18 protein-coding genes are annotated in these 19677 nt (G+C 61.5%); 6 read left to right on the top strand and 12 right to left on the bottom strand.

The window, feature by feature from the left end:
- Window positions 1–19: 19 nt before the first annotated feature.
- A complete protein-coding gene (locus B0E55_RS15600; protein WP_338013646.1) occupies window positions 20–607 on the bottom strand; it encodes an STAS domain-containing protein in 588 nt (195 codons plus the stop codon).
- A 247-nt stretch (window positions 608–854) separates the two neighbouring features.
- On the opposite strand from B0E55_RS15600, the gene B0E55_RS15610 reads away from it, so the two are divergent.
- Together B0E55_RS15610 and B0E55_RS15615 are read left to right on the top strand one after the other, a co-directional pair.
- Entirely contained in the window at window positions 855–1286 is a 432-nt protein-coding gene (locus B0E55_RS15610) for an ATP-binding protein (protein WP_020968899.1), read from the top strand.
- Complete coding sequence (locus B0E55_RS15615) at window positions 1283–2077, top strand: RNA polymerase sigma factor SigF (RefSeq protein ID WP_020906739.1); 795 nt, start codon at window positions 1283–1285, stop codon at window positions 2075–2077. The genes B0E55_RS15610 and B0E55_RS15615 overlap by 4 nt, the downstream gene beginning before the upstream one ends.
- A 37-nt stretch (window positions 2078–2114) precedes the next feature.
- On the opposite strand, the gene B0E55_RS15620 is transcribed toward B0E55_RS15615, so the two are convergent.
- The 4 genes from B0E55_RS15620 to aceA all read right to left on the bottom strand — a co-directional run bounded on the left by B0E55_RS15620 (window position 2115) and on the right by aceA (window position 7996).
- Window positions 2115–3155: an NAD(P)-dependent alcohol dehydrogenase gene (locus B0E55_RS15620; protein ID WP_019744429.1), complete on the bottom strand. Its 1041-nt coding sequence runs from the start codon at window positions 3153–3155 to the stop codon at window positions 2115–2117.
- 72 nt (window positions 3156–3227) lie between these two features.
- Window positions 3228–5534, bottom strand: coding sequence for a 5-methyltetrahydropteroyltriglutamate--homocysteine S-methyltransferase (metE, locus tag B0E55_RS15625; protein WP_080909998.1), 2307 nt, complete (start codon window positions 5532–5534; stop codon window positions 3228–3230).
- A 91-nt stretch (window positions 5535–5625) separates the two neighbouring features.
- Window positions 5626–6522, bottom strand: a complete 897-nt coding sequence (locus tag B0E55_RS15630) for a 3-hydroxybutyryl-CoA dehydrogenase (protein WP_003941541.1) — start codon at window positions 6520–6522, stop codon at window positions 5626–5628.
- 184 nt (window positions 6523–6706) lie between these two features.
- A complete protein-coding gene (gene aceA / locus B0E55_RS15635; RefSeq protein ID WP_003941533.1) occupies window positions 6707–7996 on the bottom strand; it encodes an isocitrate lyase in 1290 nt (429 codons plus the stop codon).
- Between the two features lie 504 nt (window positions 7997–8500).
- Between aceA and B0E55_RS15640 the strand changes: the two genes are divergently transcribed.
- From B0E55_RS15640 to ramB, 4 genes are all read left to right on the top strand, one after another.
- Complete coding sequence (locus tag B0E55_RS15640; RefSeq protein ID WP_232252834.1) at window positions 8501–9142, top strand: hypothetical protein; 642 nt, start codon at window positions 8501–8503, stop codon at window positions 9140–9142.
- Window positions 9143–9221: 79 nt separating this feature from the next.
- Window positions 9222–9509, top strand: coding sequence for an FmdB family zinc ribbon protein (locus B0E55_RS15645; protein WP_019744434.1), 288 nt, complete (start codon window positions 9222–9224; stop codon window positions 9507–9509).
- Between the two features lie 94 nt (window positions 9510–9603).
- Window positions 9604–10863: a formamidase gene (fmdA, locus tag B0E55_RS15650; RefSeq protein WP_019744435.1), complete on the top strand. Its 1260-nt coding sequence runs from the start codon at window positions 9604–9606 to the stop codon at window positions 10861–10863.
- A 121-nt stretch (window positions 10864–10984) separates the two neighbouring features.
- Window positions 10985–12397, top strand: a complete 1413-nt coding sequence (ramB, locus tag B0E55_RS15655; protein WP_019744436.1) for an acetate metabolism transcriptional regulator RamB — start codon at window positions 10985–10987, stop codon at window positions 12395–12397.
- Window positions 12398–12402: 5 nt separating this feature from the next.
- Here ramB and B0E55_RS15660 read toward each other — a convergent pair whose 3' ends face one another.
- The 7 genes from B0E55_RS15660 to B0E55_RS15690 form a co-directional block, all read right to left on the bottom strand.
- On the bottom strand, window positions 12403–13425 hold the full coding sequence (locus B0E55_RS15660; protein ID WP_020968897.1) for an alpha/beta hydrolase: 1023 nt from the start codon (window positions 13423–13425) through the stop codon (window positions 12403–12405).
- A gap of 131 nt (window positions 13426–13556) precedes the next feature.
- Window positions 13557–14576 carry an alpha/beta hydrolase gene (locus B0E55_RS15665; RefSeq protein ID WP_080909999.1) on the bottom strand — a complete coding sequence of 340 codons (1020 nt, stop codon included), beginning with the start codon at window positions 14574–14576 and terminating at the stop codon, window positions 13557–13559.
- A 68-nt stretch (window positions 14577–14644) separates the two neighbouring features.
- Window positions 14645–16285 (bottom strand): class I adenylate-forming enzyme family protein, encoded by a 1641-nt coding sequence (locus B0E55_RS15670; RefSeq protein ID WP_080910000.1) that lies wholly within the window; start codon window positions 16283–16285, stop codon window positions 14645–14647.
- Between the two features lie 9 nt (window positions 16286–16294).
- The gene (locus B0E55_RS15675; protein WP_020906733.1) at window positions 16295–16999 is read right to left on the bottom strand and encodes an ABC transporter ATP-binding protein; all 705 of its coding nucleotides are present in this window, start codon (window positions 16997–16999) and stop codon (window positions 16295–16297) included.
- A gap of 1 nt (window position 17000) precedes the next feature.
- On the bottom strand, window positions 17001–17774 hold the full coding sequence (locus B0E55_RS15680) for an ABC transporter ATP-binding protein (protein ID WP_020968895.1): 774 nt from the start codon (window positions 17772–17774) through the stop codon (window positions 17001–17003).
- On the bottom strand, window positions 17771–18730 hold the full coding sequence (locus tag B0E55_RS15685; protein ID WP_223257992.1) for a branched-chain amino acid ABC transporter permease: 960 nt from the start codon (window positions 18728–18730) through the stop codon (window positions 17771–17773). The genes B0E55_RS15680 and B0E55_RS15685 overlap by 4 nt, the downstream gene beginning before the upstream one ends.
- A 68-nt stretch (window positions 18731–18798) precedes the next feature.
- Window positions 18799–19674 carry a branched-chain amino acid ABC transporter permease gene (locus tag B0E55_RS15690; RefSeq protein ID WP_030535528.1) on the bottom strand — a complete coding sequence of 292 codons (876 nt, stop codon included), beginning with the start codon at window positions 19672–19674 and terminating at the stop codon, window positions 18799–18801.
- Window positions 19675–19677: the final 3 nt, after the last annotated feature.

A 19677-nucleotide genomic window follows, 5' to 3' on the forward strand; every position in this document is an offset into this window, starting at 1 on the left:
TATCGGCGAAAGGGCGGTATCAAGCCGGGAAACGTCGGGTCTCTTCGAGTCCGATTGCATGATCCAGCGACTCGTAGCAGGCAAACATCGACTCCTGACCAGCTGCTTTGAGTAGCCTCTGAACCGGGCGGGCGCAGACGAGCGCGAGTGTGCCGCCCACGTCGCGTGATCGCGTCGACAGGACCGACAGCACGGACAAGCCGCACGTCCCCATGAATTCGAGTTCGGAGAGATCGACAACCAGCGTCCGGTCCGCGGCAACGTGGTACGTCAAGAAGTCACGAAAAGCATTGGCGCTCATCAGGTCGATCTCGCCACGAACGTGGATCACAGCGGTATGTGCACTGATGCGGTGCGCGTGAAACGATGCGGTCGCTGTCCCGGTCGCGGGAGGTCCGTAATCTACCGATCCCTTCGCCGCGTTCGTAAAGCCTGAAATAGATGATCCTGGAACAACAGTCATGGTTCTCCCATCCCGCAACGGTTTACACTCTGCAAAAGAGAAGGGACCTCCGAAGGAGCCGCACGATGAACGGGTCTCCAGAATTACGGATAAATCCCTCATCGGCTGTGTGCTCAACCTCGGTTTGAAACAGTACGCCAGCATGACCGGCGTCACAAGTGCGTTGCGACCATTCGTTTCGGTGTTCCGAACAAAAATGCGGTTTGGTCTGCGGTTCCGCGAGGTAATCCGATGTTGCGATCGCCAACGGTCGTGAGCAGAATCGTGTCGTTTACCCCGGCACCACCATCGACCAAATTTCGTGTTCGGGGGTCACTGTGAAGGTCGAGATGGGTATCGTTCTCGGCACCAGACTTCACCGCGACCCCTGGTACGACGATCCGGAGAACTTATGGCACACCTCAGCGCACTCGAGCCCGATCAGGATCAGACTCAGCCAGTTGTGGAGTTGAGGATTCAAGCGACTCTCGATCAGCTGTCGATTTTGCGTGCACTGGCCGCCACTGTTGCCATTCAGGAAAACTTCGACCTCGACGCCATCGCCGACATCAAATTGGCCATGGACGAAATCTGTACGCATCTGATTGTTCGTGCTGCGCCTGATTCGGTTCTGGTGTGTCGGTTCGTGTTCACTCCCCCGCAACTGCACGTATCCGTATCGACGACAACCACGGAGTACGAGGACAGCACTCAGCGATCGTTCGGGTGGCACATCCTCACCGAACTCACCGATTCGATTTCGCTCGACCAGGAAGAGAACCTCGGCGGCGTCGGCTACATCACGACCATGAAGTTCACCAAGGCCCTCAGCGGGCGCCTGTGACCGCTTCCGCAGACGGCCCGTCACGCCCGCGCCGGCGGTCCACCGACGAATATCGGGACGTCATACCCGTTTTCGAGGAAATGCGGACCCTCGAGCCCCACAGTCCGGAGTACGAACGAGTGCGCACCGCACTGATCACCAGGTGCCTACCGTTGGCCGAACACATCGCCAGACGATTCGACGGGCGCGGCGAGGCACACGACGATCTGGTTCAGGTGGCGCGCCTCGGTCTGGTCAACGCCGTCGACCGTTTCGATTCCACGCGCGGATCCGATTTCGTCTCGTTCGCGGTTCCCACCGTGATGGGCGAAGTTCGACGACACTTCCGCGACACCGGTTGGGCATTGCGGGTTCCACGCCGGATGAAGGAGTTGCACTTCCAACTCGGGCAAGCCATCAGCGAGCTGTCACAACAACTCGGGCACGCGCCGACCGTCGACGAGTTGGCCGAGACGTTGGGGATCGAACGTGAAGAAGTTGCCCAGGCGTTGATCGCCGGCAACGCGTACCAGACCGTCTCGGTCGACGGTGCCGCGTCCAATCACACCGACGATCTTCCGCTCGTGGAAACACTCGGTGACTACGACGCAGCACTCGAGAACGTCGAGAATCACGAGGCCTTACGTCCACTTCTCGACAAGCTGCCCGAACGAGAGCGGACGGTGTTGATGCTCAGATTCTTCGGAAACCTGACGCAGACACAAATCGCCGAGAAGGTCGGTGTGTCCCAGATGCACGTGTCGAGGTTGCTCGCGAAGACATTGAGTAATCTTCGCGAGCAACTCGACTGAGCTCCGCGAGCAACTCGACTGAGCGGGACCGAGCGGGTCAGATTGTTGCGGTGTCGATCACGAATCGGTATCGAACGTCGCTCTTGATCACGCGCTCGTAAGCATCGTTGATGTCGCTCGCCGGAATCAGTTCGATTTCTGCACCGATGCCGTGCTCGGCGCAGAAGTCGAGCATCTCCTGCGTCTGCGGGATACCGCCCACCATGGAGCCGGCGAGGCTACGACGGTTTGCGGCGAGCGAGAATGCTCGAACTTCGATCGGCTTCTCCGGCAGACCCAGTTCGACGAGAGTGCCGTTGATGGCGAGCAAGGACATGTAGGCGTCGATATCGAGATTGACCGAGACCGTGTTGAGGATCAGGTCGAACTCGCCGCGAAGAGCCTTGAACGTCTCACGGTCATTGGTCGCGTAGTAGTGATCGGCACCGAGACGAAGGCCGTCTTCCTTCTTGCCGAGCGTCTGGCTCAAGACGGTGACTTCCGCGCCGAGCGCCTTGGCGATCTTCACACCGACGTGACCGAGGCCGCCGAACCCGATGATGGCGACCTTCTTGCCGGGGCCGGCATTCCAGTGCCGCAGCGGTGAGTACAAGGTGATGCCGGCGCACAGCAGCGGCGCGGCAACGTCGAGTTCGATGCCCTCGGGGATCGAGAGAACAAAATGCTCGGTGACGACGATGTGCGTCGAGTAGCCACCCTGAGTGCGCTCGCCGTCGCGTCCGGTGGCGTTGTATGTACCGGTCACACCCTTGCGGCAGTACTGCTCTTCGCCGGCCAGGCAGGCGTCGCACTCTCCGCAGGAGTCGACGAAGCAGCCGACGCCCACGCGGTCGCCGACTTTGTGCTTGGTGACATCCGAACCCACCGCGGCGACGACGCCGGCGATTTCGTGTCCGGGGACGATCGGGTACTTGGCTCCGCCCCACTCGTTGCGAGCGGTGTGGATGTCGGAGTGGCAAATGCCGGCAAATTTGATGTCGATGAGAATGTCCAGTGGACCGAGCTCGCGGCGTTCGACGGTGGTCTTCTCGAGCGGACCGTCAGCGGACGTCGCGGCGTAAGCAGCAGCAGTAACCATGCACACATGCCTACCCGTGCATGGAGGGACCTGCAAATCGCAGGCCCCTCCATGACGTGTTCGTGACGTGACTTACCCGGCGTCGCGCTCCGCTTGTACGGCGCGACGACGCAGGCGCCTCGCGGCCGCAACCATGTTGCGCAGCGAAGGCTCGAGCTGCCATGGATGGCGGGTCTTGAGGCCACCGTCCGGGTTGGCCCACAAACGATCGAGAGAGATCGATTCGCTTGCCTCGGTGAGCAATTCGTCGAGCTCGTCGATGTCGGGAATCCGAGCCGAACGAGATTCGTACACACCGGGGCCGACGCCGTGCGTGAGCGCGCCTTCCTTGAGTGCTTCGAGAACCCACGTGATGGAGCGGGTCGCGACGATAGCCGTCACATCGGCGTCCAACCGTTCGATGGCGTCGACCACCGACGACCGAGCGGAGTACGTCAGATGTGTGTGGATCTGTGTTTCCGGCTTCGCTCCACCTGTTGCCAGACGGAACGCGTCGACGGCCCACTCCAGGTAGGCCTCCCGGCCGTCCTCACGCAGTGGCAGCAGTTCACGAATTGCCGGCTCGTCCACCTGGATGATGGCGATTCCGGCAGCTTCGAGATCCGCGATTTCGTCTCGAATGACAAGTGCCAGTTGCTCTGCCGTTTCGTAGAGCGGCTGATCCTGACGAACGAACGAACGGGCGATCATGGTGACCGGACCCGTCAGCATGCCCTTGACCGGCTTGTCGGTCAGCGACTGCGCGTACGCAATCCATTCGACCGTCATCGGCTTCGGACGTGCAATGTCGCCGTAGAGAATCGGCGGACGCGTACAACGAGATCCATAGGCCTGAACCCAACCGTTGTGCGTGAAGGCATAGCCCTCGAGCAGTTCGGCGAAGTACTGGACCATGTCGTTGCGCTCGTGCTCGCCGTGCACGAAGACATCGAGACCGATGTCCTCTTGCAGACGGATTGTGCGCTCGATCTCTTCTTGGATGCGCTTGTAGTAGTCGTCCCACTCCAAACGCCCCTGGCCGAGTTCGTAACGAGCCTGGCGAATCGCGTCGGTCTGCGGGAACGAACCCAATGTCTGGGCCGGAACCAAGGGCAGGTTCAACCGTTCCTGCTGAGCTTTACGACGCTCCTCGTACGGTGCACGCACACGATCTTCGGGCTTGATCGCGTTGACCCGAGCACGGACAGCGTGCTTGAGCTTGAAGTGCACCTTCGTCGGACGCTTACGCCACTTGTCCGAAGGACCTTCGGTGAGTGCCTTCGCCAGGGAGACGACCTCGCCGACCTTCTGCTTCGCAAAAGCCAGACGGTCTGCGACGTCTCCTGGAATGTCGTACTCGGAGAGCACGTCGTACGGCACGTGCAACAGCGACGACGACGTGGAGACGACGAGGTCAGGCACAACGTCCTTGAGTTCGTTCAGGTACGTCAAGGTGTTGAACCGGTCGACGCGCCAGACGTTGCGACCGTCGACGACGCCCGCGTAGATGCGCTTGCGCTTGATGTTCGGCACTGCGGCCAGTTCCTCGGCCGTGATCTTGCCGTGCACCAAGTCCAGACCGAAGGCTTCGATCTTGGTGGGCGCCAAGATGTTGAGGGCTTCGCCGAACTTGCCGTACGGACCGGTCACCAACAGGCGCGGGCGGAGCGGAGCCGTCGACAGCTTCTCGTACGCACGTCCCAGAGCGGCTAGCTCCTCGGGGGTGCGGTCCTCGGTCACCGAAGGCTCGTCCAACTGAACACAGGTGGCGCCGGCCTTGGCGAGCTGCTCGAAGAGCTTCTCGTACTCGGGCAGGAGCGCGTCCAACAAGTCGAGCGGGGTGAAGTTGGGATCGGACTTCTCGGTGGCAGGTCCGACCTTCGAGAGCAGAAGCAGCGAGACGGGCCCCATGATGACGGGGCGCAATTCTATGCCGCGCGCCTTAGCGCGTTCGAACTCGTCGAGAAGTGCCTCCGAGTTGAGCGAGAACACCGTGTTCGCGTCGATCTCGGGCTGACGGTAGTAATAGTTCGTGCCGAAGAAGCGCACCAGCTCGAGAGGCGGGAAGTCCGGGCGACCGCGGGCCATCGTGAAGTAGAAATCGAGCGGATCGAGGGCGCCCTCGAGCGGCTTGAACCGCTCCGGCACTGCGCCGAAGAGCAGCGCATTGTCGAGCACGTGATCGTAGAAGGAGAAGGTGTTGCCCGGAACCTGGCTCAGTCCCGTCGCAGCCAGTTCACTCCAGGTCGATTCCTGGAGTTCCTTGGCGACCGCGAGAAGTGCGTCCTTGTCCGAAGTGCCGTGCCAGTAGGACTCGAGGGCGCGCTTGAGCTCACGGCGCGGCCCGATGCGCGGATACCCCAGGACGCTGGAGCCGAATGCTGCAGTGCTGCTGGACATGCGGTCGACCTTTCTAACCGAGGGGCGCGAGCGCCCTGTGCGCGTTTATGGAGTCTCTACACTCCACAAACGCGCACAGGGGCGTTGGGCCTTAGCTTGCCTGCTTGGTGGAGCGACCGTTGTCGGCGTATTCGTAGAAGCCCGCGCCGGACTTCTTGCCGGTCAATCCGGCTTCGACCATACGCAGGAGCAGCGGCGGAGCGGAGTACAGCGGCTCCTTGAACTCTTCGTACATGGAGTCGGCGATGGACTTGACGGTGTCGAGTCCGACCAGGTCCGTCAGAGCCAGCGGACCCATGGGGTGCGCGAGGCCGAGAACCGTTGCCTTGTCGATGTCTTCCTTCGTAGCGAAGCCAGACTCGACCATGCGGATCGCCGAGAGCAGGTACGGCACCAGGAGTGCGTTGACGACGAAGCCGGAGCGGTCGGCACTGCGGACGACCTGCTTGCCAAGGATGTCGCTGGCAAAAGCCTCGGCGCGCTGCGAGACGGAGGCACTGGTCTTGAGCGTCGTCACCAATTCGACGAGCGGCAGGACCGGAACCGGGTTGAAGAAGTGCATACCGATGACTCGCTCGGGACGCTTGGTCGAGATGCCGAGCTTCATGATCGGGATCGACGACGTGTTGGACGCGAGAACCGCATCCGGATCCGTCACGACCGCGTCGAGCTCGGCGAAGATTTCGCTCTTGATCTTCTCGTCTTCGACGACGGCCTCCACGACGAGCTGGCGGTCCGCGAAATCTCCCAGATCGGAGGTGAAACGCAGACGCCATGCGGCCTGCTCACGCTCACGTTCTGTGATCTTTCCGCTGCTCACACCGCGGTCGAGCGAACGCAGGATGCGTGAACGCCCGGCTGCTGCAAGCTCGCGAGTCTGCTCGAAGACCAGAACATCGACATGTGCGCGGGCGCACACCTCGGCGATTCCGGCACCCATGATTCCGGCGCCGATAACGCCGACGCGCTGAATTTTTTCGCTGGTCACGTCAGCTCCTTGTTTGTCTCGTGGAGTTTGTCTGGTGAAGGTGTTGTAAAAGAAGCACTTCGAACTGCGTCGACGCTGGTGGCCGACGCAATCGGAACTGCCTTGAAGACGAGAGAAAGTAGTGCGGTGATACAAGCAGGGGAGAGACCCGAAGCCGAGCCTCTCCCCCACCCGAAGTCAGTTCTTAGTGGAACTGGCCCTCTTCGGTGGAGCCCTTGAGAGCTGCCGTCGAGGTGTTGGGGTCAACGGTGGTGGCGATGGTGTCGAAGTAGCCGGCGCCAACCTCACGCTGGTGCTTGATGGCGGTGAAGCCACGCTCTTCGGCAGCCTTGAACTCGCGCTCCTGCAGGTCGACGAATGCCGTCATGCCTTCGCGGGCGTAGCCGTAGGCCAGGTCGAACATGCCGTAGTTGAGCGAGTGGAAGCCGGCCAGCGTGATGAACTGGAACTTGAAGCCCATCGCGCCGAGCTCCTTCTGGAACTTCGCGATGGTCGCGTCGTCCAGGTGCGCCTTCCAGTTGAAGGAAGGGGAGCAGTTGTAGGCCAGGAGCTGGTCCGGGAATTCGCTGCGAACGGACTCGGCGAACTTCTTTGCAACCTCGAGATCCGGCACGCCGGTCTCCATCCAGATGAGGTCTGCGTACGGTGCGTAAGCCTTGGCGCGAGCGATGCAGGGCTCGATGCCGTTCTTGACGCCGTAGAAGCCTTCAGCCGTGCGGGTTCCGTCGAGGAACGGGCGGTCACGCTCGTCCACGTCGGAGGTGATGAGGGTTGCAGCCTCAGCGTCGGTACGGGCGATGATGACGGACGGAACGTCCGCAACGTCGGAAGCCAGGCGAGCCGAGGTCAGGGTGCGGATGTGCTGCTGCGTGGGGATGAGCACCTTGCCGCCGAGGTGGCCGCACTTCTTCTCCGAAGCGAGCTGATCCTCCCAGTGGACACCGGCAGCGCCGGCGCCGATCATGGCCTTCTGTAGCTCGTAAGCGTTGAGAGCGCCACCGAAGCCGGCTTCGGCGTCGGCAACGATCGGAGCGAGCCAGTTGCTGACGGAGGTGTCACCCTCGGTCTTGGCGATCTCGTCGGCGCGCAGCAGTGCGTTGTTGATGCGACGAACGACGGTCGGAACCGAGTTGGCCGGGTAGAGGCTCTGGTCCGGGTACGTGTGGCCCGAGAGGTTAGCGTCGCCGGCAACCTGCCAACCGGAGAGGTAGATGGCCTTCAGGCCGGCGCGAACCTGCTGCACAGCCATGTTGCCGGTAAGTGCACCGAGGGAGTTGATGTAGTCCTCGTTGTTCACGAGATCCCACAGGATCTCGGATCCGCGACGAGCGAGGGTCTGCTCCTCGACGACGGTGCCCTGGAGCTTGACGACCTGATCGGCCGTGTAGTTACGAGTAACGCCCTTCCAGCGAGGGTTGGTGTCCCAATCCTGCTGGAGCTCAGCTGCGGTCTTCGGGGTGCCGGTGGTCGACATCAAGACTCCATCTCTTTGATCTGCTGGTCCGGCCTGTTGTGAGCAGTACGTGCGTACTACTTCACATACTTGCCAGGCCCTTCTTGTGTACTTACCGAGAATGGCACATCGAAAAAGTGCCGTCTACCTGTTGCTAATGCCAATCTTCGCTACCTTTTCAACACACTTTGCTAAGTCTGTGAAGATTCCTACACGGCTGGTACTGCCCAATCGGACAGGTTCCGTACTGGCGAGTAGCAAAGAAACCGCAGGCTGTGAACGAAATGCACTCAACTCCGCCGCTTGCGAATTCCGGCAGTTCGCGCGGCACTCGGAACAGGCCCATCCGCTACTTCGGAGCCAACTTCACGACTCGCAAGTGACCGCAATCACTTCGTGGCAACAGGCTTCGCTCGGGCAATTCCAGGGATCTACCCGTCAGAAAGCCACAGACAACCCATTCGCCGGCCATATGCTGTCGAACCATGACTTGTCGTTCGACGCCCCCGACCGGGCGATAAAGCGGTGCCGGACAACTATCAGCGGCCACCGAACAACCAGGCATGGTCGCAATCCGGTCCACAGCCGCCGCAGTTGGGCTACCGGGCCGCGCCGCAGTCGTATCCCCCGCCCCAGGGATTCCCGCCTGCACCGCCACGTGGAAATCCGCCGCGGCGTCGGCCCGGCTGGGTGATTCCGGTATCCGTAATCGGAGTCATCACTGTGTTGGCTCTCTTCGGCGGGCTTGCCTGGGTCCTCTGGCCGAAGGACGTCCCGAACTCAGCCGCCGGTGGCGCGGCCCAGACCACCATCACCGCCGCGAACACACCCGGCACCACGACAACCGCTCCCAGCACGACATCCCCGACGCCCACACGCGCCGCGAACTTCCCGGCCGGTGCGTCCGCCTGCCCCGGCGGGCAGCCGGCCGGAAGTTACAAGGAGTCCGCGACAAGTGGGGGCAAAACTTCGTGCGAGTTTGCCGAGGCAGTTCGGATCGCCTACGGAAACTCCGGTGCCGCCGGTGCCGCCGGTGCCGCCGGTGCCTCCAGCACCGTGTCCGCACGTAGTCCGGTGACCGGCAAGGAGTACACGATGGCATGCAAGGTGACCTCCGGCATCGTCACCTGTACCGGCGGAGACAACGCGGTTGTGTACTTGCGCTGACGGGCGCAATTGCGGCATCGGCAACCCGGTGCGTGTCGTTCCAGTGTCGCACCTACGGATCCTCCGATAGCGTGACCGCATGCCTCTGTACGAGTTTCGCTGTACCGGCTGCGGCCCGCTCGAGCGGTCGTTCGCGATGGCCGAAGTGCCCCAGTCGATCAGCTGTCCCCAGTGCAGTCTCGAGTCGAAGCGTGTTGTCTCGTCTCCCCGTTTGAGTCACAGCTCGTCAACCGCGATGGGTCTACTGGACAGCACTGCCCGATCAGCTCACGAGCCTGCCGTGGTCAGTGGGTCACTACCCGGCCGTGGCCGACAATCTGCCCCGACGACGTCCAATCCGTTGCACCGCAAGCTACCTCGCCCCTGAGCGTCCTCACCGCGCGTCTTCGCCGCGATTCACGATCCGACACGAAAGTCCTGCCGCCACGAGTTTTCCGTTTCTTCGAGAATGAGGAGTGCATATGCCTGAACTGCTGTTTCCACTCGATTCCGCCAAGAAATTCACCGACCAGGCGATCGTCGGCCACAATCGGTGGCACCCGGACATCCCGGCGGCGGTGACGGTGAAACCCGGTGATGCGTTTCGTGTCCATTGCCGCGAATGGTTCGACGGCGCAATCCACAACGACGACTCAGCCGACGACATTCTCAATGCACCACTGACCACGGTCCACACGCTGTCCGGCCCCTTTTCCGTCGAAGGCGCGAAGCCCGGCGACCTCTTGATCGTCGACATCTTGGATATCGGGCCTATCCCCCAAGAAGATTCGGGTCCGTTGGCCGGCCAAGGCTGGGGGTACACGGGCATCTTCCCTCGGAACAACGGCGGCGGCTTCCTCACCGAACAGTTCCCCGACGCGTACAAAGCCGTCTGGGATTTCTCCGGCCAAACGGCGACGTCGCGTCACATTCCGCACGTCTCGTTCACGGGCATCGTCCACCCGGGACTCATGGGCACGGCTCCGTCGGCAGCCTTGCTCGCCAAGTGGAATGCCCGCGAGGGCGCCCTCATTGCCACCGATCCCAATCGGGTTCCCCCGCTTGCACTTCCGCCCGAGCCCCGCGATGCAGTACTGGGAACCTTGACCGGTGACGAGTACACACGCGTAGCCGGCGAGGCGGCGCGCACCGCTCCCCCTCGCGAGAACGGTGGAAACCAGGACATCAAGAACCTCACCAAGGGCAGCCGAATCTTCTATCCGGTATTCGTGGACGGTGCGAATCTGTCGGTCGGCGATCTTCACTTCTCCCAGGGCGACGGTGAGATCACTTTCTGCGGTGCCATCGAGATGGGCGGCTTCATCGATCTTCGTGTGGACATCATCAAGGGCGGAATGGATACCTACGGCGTTTCCGAGAACGCCATCTTCATGCCGGGCAACACGGATCCGCAGTACTCCGAGTGGCTTGCGTTCTCGGGCACTTCCGTCACGTTGGACGGCGAACAGAAGTACCTGGATTCACATCTGTCCTACCAGCGTGCGTGCCTGCATGCGATCGAGTACCTGACCAAGTTCGGGTACGCGCCGGAGCAGGCGTACCTGCTGCTGGGTGCGGCACCGATCGAGGGCCGCCTGTCGGGCGTCGTGGATATCCCCAACTCGTGTTCGACGGTGTATCTCCCGACTGCGATCTTCGACTTCCCCCTCGCACCCTCGTCGAGCGGACCGTTCCAGATCGATCCCGGAATCGGCGCTCCGCGTTCGGAGAACAGGGTCTAGGCCTCCGGCCCCGTGAGTGGTTGAGGAGTGTGAGGACTCCTCAACCACTCACGGGGGGTACCGGTGCGAATTCTGCAAACCCACCTTTGCGAAGCCGGGCTGTCACTCGTATCCTGGGAAAATGTCGAAAACCTTTGTCGGTGTCCGGCTCCGCCAACTGCGGACCGAGCGCGGGTTGAGTCAGGCTTCGCTGGCCAAGACGCTGGAGATCTCGGCAAGCTATCTCAATCAGATCGAGCACGACGTCCGGCCACTCACCGTGCCGGTCCTCCTGCGAATCAGTGAAGTCTTCGGCGTCGACACCACCTTCTTCTCCCCACAGGACGACACGCGCCTGATCGCGGAAATGCGTGAAGTTGCCCTCGATCAGGAGATGGGCATCGACGCCGACGCCCACGAAATCGCGGAGATGGTCTCCACACACCCGGGCCTGGCAAAGGCGATGGTCAACATGCATCGCCGCTTCCGCAACACGACGGCGCAGCTCGCCGCAGCGACGGAAGACCGCTTCTCGGACGGCAGCGGCAGCGGTTCGATCACCATGCCGCACGAGGAAGTGCGCGACTACTTCTATCAGCGGCAGAACTACATTCACGATCTCGACACCGCGGCCGAAGAACTGACTGCCCGGATGCGCTTTCATCGCGGCGACGTCGCCGGCGAGATTGCCAGACGCCTCGAAACCGTCCACGGCGTGCAGATCGTTCGACGAGTCGACCTGGGCGAGAACATACTTCATCGTTACGACCCGGATACCAGGGTCCTGGAAATCTCCGCACGGCTCTCCGGCGGGCAACAGGTCTTCAAGTTCGCGACAGAACTCGCGTACCTCGAGCACGGCGATCTGCTCGACTCGTTGGTGGCCGAAGGCAACTTCACCAGCGAAGCGTCGGTCTCTTTGGCGCGACTTGGATTGGCCAACTACTTCGCGGCGGCCACCGTGCTCCCATACAGCCAGTTCCACGACGTCGCCGAGGACTTCCGGTACGACATCGAGCGCATGTCCGCCTTCTATTCCGCGAGCTACGAGACGATCTGCCACCGCCTCTCGACTCTGCAGCGCCCCAAACTTCGCGGGGTTCCGTTCATGTTCGTCCGTGTCGATCGTGCCGGAAACATGTCGAAGCGTCAGTCCGCCACCGGATTCCACTTCTCCACCAGCGGCGGTACGTGCCCGCTGTGGAACGTCTACGAGACGTTCTCGTATCCGGGCAAGATCATGCCCCAGATCGCACAGATGCCCGACGGCCGCCGATACCTCTGGGTTGCTCGCACGGTCGAACGTCGAGCGGCTCGATACGGACAGCCCGCAAAGATCTTCGCCATCGGATTGGGATGCGAGATTCGACACGCCCACCGACTCGTCTACAGCGACGGTCTGGATCTGGACGAGTCGAATCCGGGAACGCCGATCGGCTCGGGCTGCCGCGTCTGCGAACGCCTCAACTGTCCGCAGCGTGCCTTCCCGCCCTTGGGTAAAGACCTCGACATCAGCGAGCACCGAAGTTCGATTTCGCCTTACGTGATTCGCTGACCGCGCTAACGCACGTAGTTGCGCAGGAACGCGACTGTGCGATCGAATGCGATCATCCCGTCCACGGTATCGAGGTCGAACTGATATTCGTGGTCCAGCGCAGGCTCGTGATCGTCGGGGTAGAACAGTGCGTCTACTTCGACGCCCAGATCGGCGAGCCGTTCTGCCATGGGTTTCGACTGGCTGGCGGTCAGTGGGTCGACATTTCCGCCGGTGATGAACGTCGCTGGAAAGTCCGAGGTCACATGGCCCAGTGTCGACATCTGACCCACTGCAGTCGACCCGTCGAAGTCCCTCGTTCCGAGGTATCCCCACAGCGATTGCTTGTCGACGCCCCAACCTAAGTACTTCCCCTGTGACAGCAGGGGTTTCAGATCGAAGACCCCACAGTCGAGGACAACTCCGCGTATCTGCTCGGGACGTAATGCCGGCTCCACACCCATTTCCGACGCGTAGTCAGGGCTGGTCATGACCGTCGCCAACTGACTGGACAACTGCGCGCCTGCCGAATCTCCCGCAAGAAAGAGATTGTTCGAATCGACATGCAACCTGTCCGCATTGCTCACGATAAATCGATACGCGTCGTTCAGTTGATTCACTGCGGTGGGGTAATACGCATCTGGTCCCAGTGAGTAGTCCACCGAAATCACAGTGAAGCCTTGATTTGCCAACAGTTTGTAGTAACCGTCGGCATCAGTTCTCGATCCTGATATCCAGCCACCGCCGTGCACCCAGACCACCGTGGGTAGCGCCGAAGTGGACTCCGACGGGTAGTAAACGTCCAGTTGTGCATCGTCGTCGCCGTCGCGGTACGACTGATCGAGAATCGAGACGATTCCTGACGGTGCATGCCTGTCGAGTTGTGCGTGAGTCGCTTCGGAGCCACCCGCTGACATCCACCGTACGAGGAGAACTCCTGGCCACGGACTGACGATTGCCGCGGTTACCCCGGACAGCAGAATGACGACGAATACCGCCGCGATTCCGACAATGCGCCTTCGCCGTCTGTCGGGGGAAGACGCGCGCACAACAACTCCTGGGGTCGGATCGGATTCACCCAGGCTAGACCAAAAGGACTAGTCGAGAATTCCCCGGCAACACACCCGCGGCGCTTTGTCTGAAATGACCATTTCTTCAGCGTCTCAGCATCATCCGACAACTAGCGGGTGTGTGCGTCGAGAAACTGAACCGTGCGATCGAGGGCAGTGAGACCGTCGGCATTGTCCAGATCGAACTGATACTCGTGACCGAGCGCCGGAACGTGATCGGCCGGATAGAACAGTGTGTCGACCGCAACTCCCAACCCCGTCAATTTGTCAGCCAACGGTTTCGACTGAGAATCTGTCAAAGGATCCGCGTTGCCGCCGCTGATGTAGGCAGGCGGAAATTGAGCGCTGACGTAGTTCAAGGTCGACATCTGATCCGCTGCATCGGTACTCATGAAGTCACGCACCCCGGTATACGCCCAGAGGGAACGATCAACCCCCCAACCGATGATGCCGGGTCCGCCGACCATGTTCCCGACGTCGTAGACTCCACAGTTCAGGATTACTCCACGTAACTGATCCGGCCGCAGCGACGGGACCACGCCCACACGGTTCGCATACGCGGGATCAGTGACGAGAGTGGCGAGCTGACTCGAGAGTTGCGCTCCCGCAGAATCACCGGCGAGAACGACCGTCGTCGGATCAACATGCAGCCGTTCCGCATTCGCAACGACGTACGCGTGAGCGTCGTTGAGCTGCCGCACCGCTGTCGGATAGTGGTGCTCGGGTCCGAGTGAGTAGTCCAGGGACACAACGGTGTAGCCACGAGAGGCCAGCAACTCGTAGTACGGCGCGTAGTTGGACTTGCTTCCCGAGATCCAGGCACCGCCATGAGTCCAGATCACCGTAGGCAATGCGGTCGTCGTCGCTGCGGGAAAGTAGACATCCAGGTATGCGTCGTCGTCTTCGGCGCGGTACTGCTGGTCCTTGATCGAGTCGACGCCTTCGGGCGCGTGCTTCTCGAGCGCCTCGGTGACTTTCACGGCATCACGATCGAAGACCCATCGCACGGTGAGTGCGCCAGGTCTCGGGCTCAGAACGAAGGCCAGAACCACGGCTCCGACCAGAACGAACACAATTGCCAGAGCCCACAGCAAGCGCCTGCGCCACCGATGCGGTGAAGGGTTCGTCATCGGGTTTCCTTCACTCTCGGCAAAATGTCCGGATCAGCGTAACGCGGCGCCGGTACTGTCAGGCGCGATCAGCCGAGTTCAGCGATCCGCCGCTGCGCGAGTGCCTTGACTTCGCCCTTGGCTACTTTGCCGCCTGCCGCCATCGGCAATTCGGCGACCGTCATCACGTACTCGGGTATGTACTCGCGGGTCACTCCTCGGCTCTGCAGCCAGGCGGTCAGGTCCACCGAACTCAGATCGTCATCGGCGGACACGACGACCGCACAGACCTTCTCACCGAACAGCGGATCGTCGACTCCGACCACGGCGACCAGTTCCACCGAAGGATGCGCGCGCACGTACTCCTCGACCTCGACCGCGGAAATGTTCTTGCCGCCTCGAATGATGATGTCGGCTTTGCGCCCGACCACACGCACCCGCCCGGTCTCGTCGATCTCGACGATGTCGCCGAGAAGCATCCAACCGTCGTCGGTGTACAACTCGTCGTTTGCATCGACGTCGCCCCAATAACCCTGGCACATCAGCGGGCCGTTGACCGCAGGCTGACCGCGACGGACGGAGCCGGTCACTTCCTTTGCCGCATCGTCGAATACACGAACTTGCATGCGATCGATGACGTGGCCGCACGTCTTCAGTCGGGTATCGGAGCCGTCCGAAACCGTCGTCACCGAGACGGCGCCGGTTTCGTTTGATCCGTAGAACTGCAGGACAGCCGCTCCGGTACGTTGTTCGAAGGCCAGTGCCTCCGAATACGGCACGGCTTCACCACCGGTGAACATGAAACGAAGTGACGAGAGATCGGCCGATTCCGCGGCCTCCGAACGCAACAGCATCTTGAATTGTGTACTCACACAATTCAAAGCAGTCACCCGTTCGCGCTCGATCAACTCGATCATCACCGAAACGTCGAAGCGTTCCATGACGACATTGCGAGCACCGAGTAGCGCCGGCAGGAAATGCGAAGTCCAGAGGCCGAATCCGAAAGGTGCCGGAACCGCGCCGAGGAACACCTCATCCGGACCGATCGCCGCCGCCTCGGCGGCAATCTCGGAGAAACCAACCCAACGATCCTCGGTTTGTGTGACCAGTTTGGGTAGGCCCGTTGTGCCGGACGTCGAGTTCAGCATCGAAACGGCTGACGTGACAAAACACGGACTGGTTGCGGGGAACTGCTTTAGCTCGACCGGCAACGAGGTGAGTTCGCCGTTTGCACTCACGCGTTCGAAACTCACGTCGGCGCGTTCGTCGGCGAAGACGACGTCCAGTCCGGGATGCTCTGCCCGCAGACTCGCCACGAGTTCGGCGGTATCGACGCCGCGCAGCGTGCGAGTGGTGACGAGTACGGAGGCTTCCGAGCGGGCGATCAGATGAGAGATCTCGCGAATGCCCGAGCGCGAACCGATTCCGACCGCGACGCGGCCGGTGCGAAATGCTGCGCAGAGAGCCGCATGGAATACAGCGGTGTCGGGGAGCAACACGGCTACATGTCCGTATCCCTTACCAGCTAGATCCAGCGCCGACGCGATCGCATCGGCAGCCGCGTCGTACTGTTTCCACGACACCCTCGATTCCGGAGTGACAAAGGCGGTTTCGTCCGGGATGGTCTCAGACCAATGCCTGACCATTTCGCTGATGCTGACGCCGGCGAACCGGTCCGGATTCGTGGCGAATTCACCGACGGTGAAGTCGAGTGTCTTCGTTTCAAGCATGATCGTCGATCATCTCCCGTCGGCGCTGAGGACGCCCATCGATTGTTTGTACGCGTTGTCCAGTGTCGCTGCGGAATCGCATTCGCGGACGAGTTCGCCGCGCTGCATGACATATCCGCGGTCGACAACCGATTTCAGTGCAGTGAGTGCCGGTTCCGTCACGATGACGGTCACACCCTCGGCGGCCAGACCCCCGACCAGCGCTCGCAGCTCCGCGACGATTTTCGGTGCCAGTCCTGTCATCATCTCGTCGAGGAGCAGCACCTTCGGGGTTTCAAGAAGTGCCCGCCCCAGAACCAACATCTGCTGCTCACCACCGCTGAGGACCCCGGCATAACTCTCGGAGCGTTCACGCAGGATCGGGAACCTCTCGAAAGCTGTTTCCACGGCTTCGGCTTTCAATCCCAGCAAGTCTGCGCCGACGCGTAGGTTCTCGCGAACGGACATTCGCATGAACAGTTGCCTGCCTTGGGGTACGTAGGCAAATCCGCTGCGGACACGATCCAGTGCCGATAATTTCTGGATCTCTCGACCATCGAATTTGATTGTCCCGGTGGCGGGAACCGAGCCGTAGATGGATCCCGCCAAGCTGGTCTTGCCTGCACCGTTCGGCCCGACGATCGCTGTCACTTCACCGGCGGGGGCGACAAGGGAGACTTCCCGGACGGCGACAGCGGATCCGTATCGAACTGTGACTCTGTCGAGTTCGAGCATGTCAGGCGCCTTCCTCGTATTCGGAACCGAAATAGACTTCTCGCATCGCGTCGCTGGCCAAGCACTCCTGCGGTGGTCCGTAGAACGCCACTGATCCGAAATTGAGCAGCACGATCTTGGTGGCGAGCGCCGCAATGAGATCGACGTTGTGATCGACCAGGACTACTCCTTTGCCCTGCGCGGCAATCGATCGCACGGCACCGGAGATGGCAGCGATGCCGTCGTGATCCGCGCCGGCAAACGGTTCGTCCAACAGGAGAACATCGGGTTCGGTCGCCATCGCCCGCGCCACCTCGACCAGACGCTGCGCCCCCAAACTGAGATCCCCGCAAGCACTCTCGACGTCGGCGACCGAGTATCGCGCAGCAATCTCCCGGGCCCGCTGTGCTGTCCGGTCCCAGTTCTCGAAAGGTCCTTTGATCGCCCACCACAGCGAGTGCAGAGGTGAGGTGATCTTGTGCCCGTACAGTCCCGGGATGATGTTGTCGACGGCATCGAGTTCCGCCGCGAGCTGCGGATGTTGAAACGTGCGCGAGAGCCCTTGCCGTGCACGGCGCTCCGACGGCCCGGTCAAGGGAGCACCGGCGAGCGCGACGGTTCCGGAGTCTGCTTGCTGTGTGCCGAAGATGCAGTCCACCAGTGTGGTCTTGCCTGCCCCGTTCGGGCCGACAAGGCCGATCACCTCTCCCTGTCCGACGCTGAACGAGACATCGTCGACAGCGCGGACGCCGCCGTAGGACTTGTGGAGCCCGCTCACTTCGAGTAGCCGAGTCATCGATTGCCACGCTCCTTGTACAGACGGTTCATTCGACCCAGAACGTTCTGACTCCACCCGATCACCCCACCAGGCGCGACGATGAGGATCACCAGGACGGCTCCGGCAAGCAGGAGTTCGCCACTTCCCTGGTACCCGGGCATGTTCAGCGTCACGATCACCACGATCAATGCACCGAGCGGAGCACCCCACGCCGAACCGCGACCGCCGATGATCGGCATGAAGATTGCAAGGAAAACAATACTGAGAGTGAAGGTTTCAGGAGTGACAGCTTGCACCGACACGGTGAAAAGCGATCCGCCGGTCGACGCGATCGCGGCACCGATCGCCAGCGCCACGACGGTCAGGTGCGCAGGATTGACGCCGGAAGACCGTGCGACATTACGATTGTCGCGGGCAGCTTGCAACATCAGCCCCCACACCGATTTCCGGAGTCGATCGACAGCGACCGCGATCAGACACACGAACAAGATCGCGAACACGACCAATGCGTAGCGCGGTGGCTCCCAGCCGAACATCGTCACAGTCTCGACACCCGAGATCCCGGCCGATCCGCCGGTGAAACTCGGTCCGTCGATCAACCAGTGCTCGAAAGCGATACCGAACAACAAGGTCACCGCGGCAAGGTAGAAGCCGGAGAGTTTCTGCGTTGCCAAGCTGAGAAGTACTGCAACCGCTGCAGCGGCGAGGGCGCCGAGAATCCATCCCCACCACATCGACAACCCGGTCCGAACCGAGATCAGCGCAACGGCATACGCGCCGATCGCCGCATATGCGCTGTACGCCATCGACAGTGATCCCGCGAGCACGAATGGCACGTACATGCCGAGTGCGATCAGCGAATACGTCGCAGCGAGGAACACCAGATCCTGCCGGTACAGACTCGGCCCCATCCACAGCAGCACGGCAGCAACCACGACCACGGTGATCAGTGCTTCTCGTGACACGGCGAGCATCCTCGTCCGGGGACCGCCGGATGTAGCGGGCGGATTTGACGTCAGCGGACTGGTAGAAAGCGAGGCCATCAGACGCGAACCTTCCTCGAGAGCAAGCCTTCCGGACGGAAAGCGAAGAACACCAGGGCAATCAACAGAATCGCGGTTTGAGCAGCACTCGCACCGAAGTAGTACGGGGCGAATACCTGGACGACGCCCAACACCATTCCGCCGATCAGCGGAGCCCAACTCCGGCCGGTACCACCGATGACGAGTGCGATGAATGCCGTCAGCGTCCATGACAGACCGCTCGTGAACTGAACACCGGCCTTGGGAGCGAACAGAAGTCCGGCGACGGCGGCAATCACACCCGCGAGGGTGAACACGATGAGGCGTACCCGATCCACCGGCAAGCCCAGGACGCGGGCGGCATCCGGACTGTCGCCGACGGCGCGAAGCAGACGGCCCGAGGTGGACCGGTTCAGCCACAGTCCGATACCGACGAAGATCCCGGCAGTTCCGACGACGAGTACAACGGTCGAACTGTCGACGGTGGCACCGAGCACCGATATCGGATCGAAGTCGAAGATCTTCTGCCCGGGAAGTGGTGTGCGGCCGAAGACAGTGCCGGCGAGCTGCTGGATCCCGAACAGTACTGCGGTCACAGCCACCAACGCCGGTAGTTCCCCACGACCCGATCGCTTCTGAACCTGTTTGACCACAAGCTTTTCCGTCAGGATCGACAGCGCCACCGCTACCGCGATCCCTAGCGGCATGGCAATCCAGAGAGCGAGCCCGTAATTGATCGCGACCCAACTCGACGCCATGGCCGCAGCCATCGCATACGGACCCATCGCAAAATTGAAGAAATCGGCACCGACCACCACGAGATACATTCCGAGGGCTATAAGTGAAAAGAATGCACCGATCTCGATGGCAGCGAGCCACAGTTGTGCGTCTGTCATGTC

This window comes from Rhodococcus sp. 66b (assembly GCF_002076325.1).
Lineage (GTDB): Bacteria > Actinomycetota > Actinomycetes > Mycobacteriales > Mycobacteriaceae > Rhodococcus_F > Rhodococcus_F erythropolis.

What these genes read in the sequence shown, in the direction of transcription:
- fmdA (WP_019744435.1), top strand. Translation starts at nt 9,604, where the DNA reads ATGCCTGAACTGCTGTTTCCACTCGATTCCGCCAAGAAATTCACCGAC.
- aceA (WP_003941533.1), bottom strand. Translation starts at nt 7,996, where the DNA reads ATGTCGACCACCGGCACCCCGAAGACCGCAGCTGAGCTCCAGCAGGAT.
- B0E55_RS15600 (WP_338013646.1), bottom strand. Translation starts at nt 607, where the DNA reads ATGCTGGCGTACTGTTTCAAACCGAGGTTGAGCACACAGCCGATGAGG.
- B0E55_RS15620 (WP_019744429.1), bottom strand. Translation starts at nt 3,155, where the DNA reads ATGGTTACTGCTGCTGCTTACGCCGCGACGTCCGCTGACGGTCCGCTC.
- B0E55_RS15685 (WP_223257992.1), bottom strand. Translation starts at nt 18,730, where the DNA reads ATGCTCGCCGTGTCACGAGAAGCACTGATCACCGTGGTCGTGGTTGCT.
- B0E55_RS15690 (WP_030535528.1), bottom strand. Translation starts at nt 19,674, where the DNA reads ATGACAGACGCACAACTGTGGCTCGCTGCCATCGAGATCGGTGCATTC.
- B0E55_RS15675 (WP_020906733.1), bottom strand. Translation starts at nt 16,999, where the DNA reads ATGCTCGAACTCGACAGAGTCACAGTTCGATACGGATCCGCTGTCGCC.
- B0E55_RS15680 (WP_020968895.1), bottom strand. Translation starts at nt 17,774, where the DNA reads ATGACTCGGCTACTCGAAGTGAGCGGGCTCCACAAGTCCTACGGCGGC.
- metE (WP_080909998.1), bottom strand. Translation starts at nt 5,534, where the DNA reads ATGTCCAGCAGCACTGCAGCATTCGGCTCCAGCGTCCTGGGGTATCCG.
- B0E55_RS15610 (WP_020968899.1), top strand. Translation starts at nt 855, where the DNA reads ATGGCACACCTCAGCGCACTCGAGCCCGATCAGGATCAGACTCAGCCA.
- B0E55_RS15665 (WP_080909999.1), bottom strand. Translation starts at nt 14,576, where the DNA reads ATGACGAACCCTTCACCGCATCGGTGGCGCAGGCGCTTGCTGTGGGCT.
- B0E55_RS15645 (WP_019744434.1), top strand. Translation starts at nt 9,222, where the DNA reads ATGCCTCTGTACGAGTTTCGCTGTACCGGCTGCGGCCCGCTCGAGCGG.
- ramB (WP_019744436.1), top strand. Translation starts at nt 10,985, where the DNA reads ATGTCGAAAACCTTTGTCGGTGTCCGGCTCCGCCAACTGCGGACCGAG.
- B0E55_RS15670 (WP_080910000.1), bottom strand. Translation starts at nt 16,285, where the DNA reads ATGCTTGAAACGAAGACACTCGACTTCACCGTCGGTGAATTCGCCACG.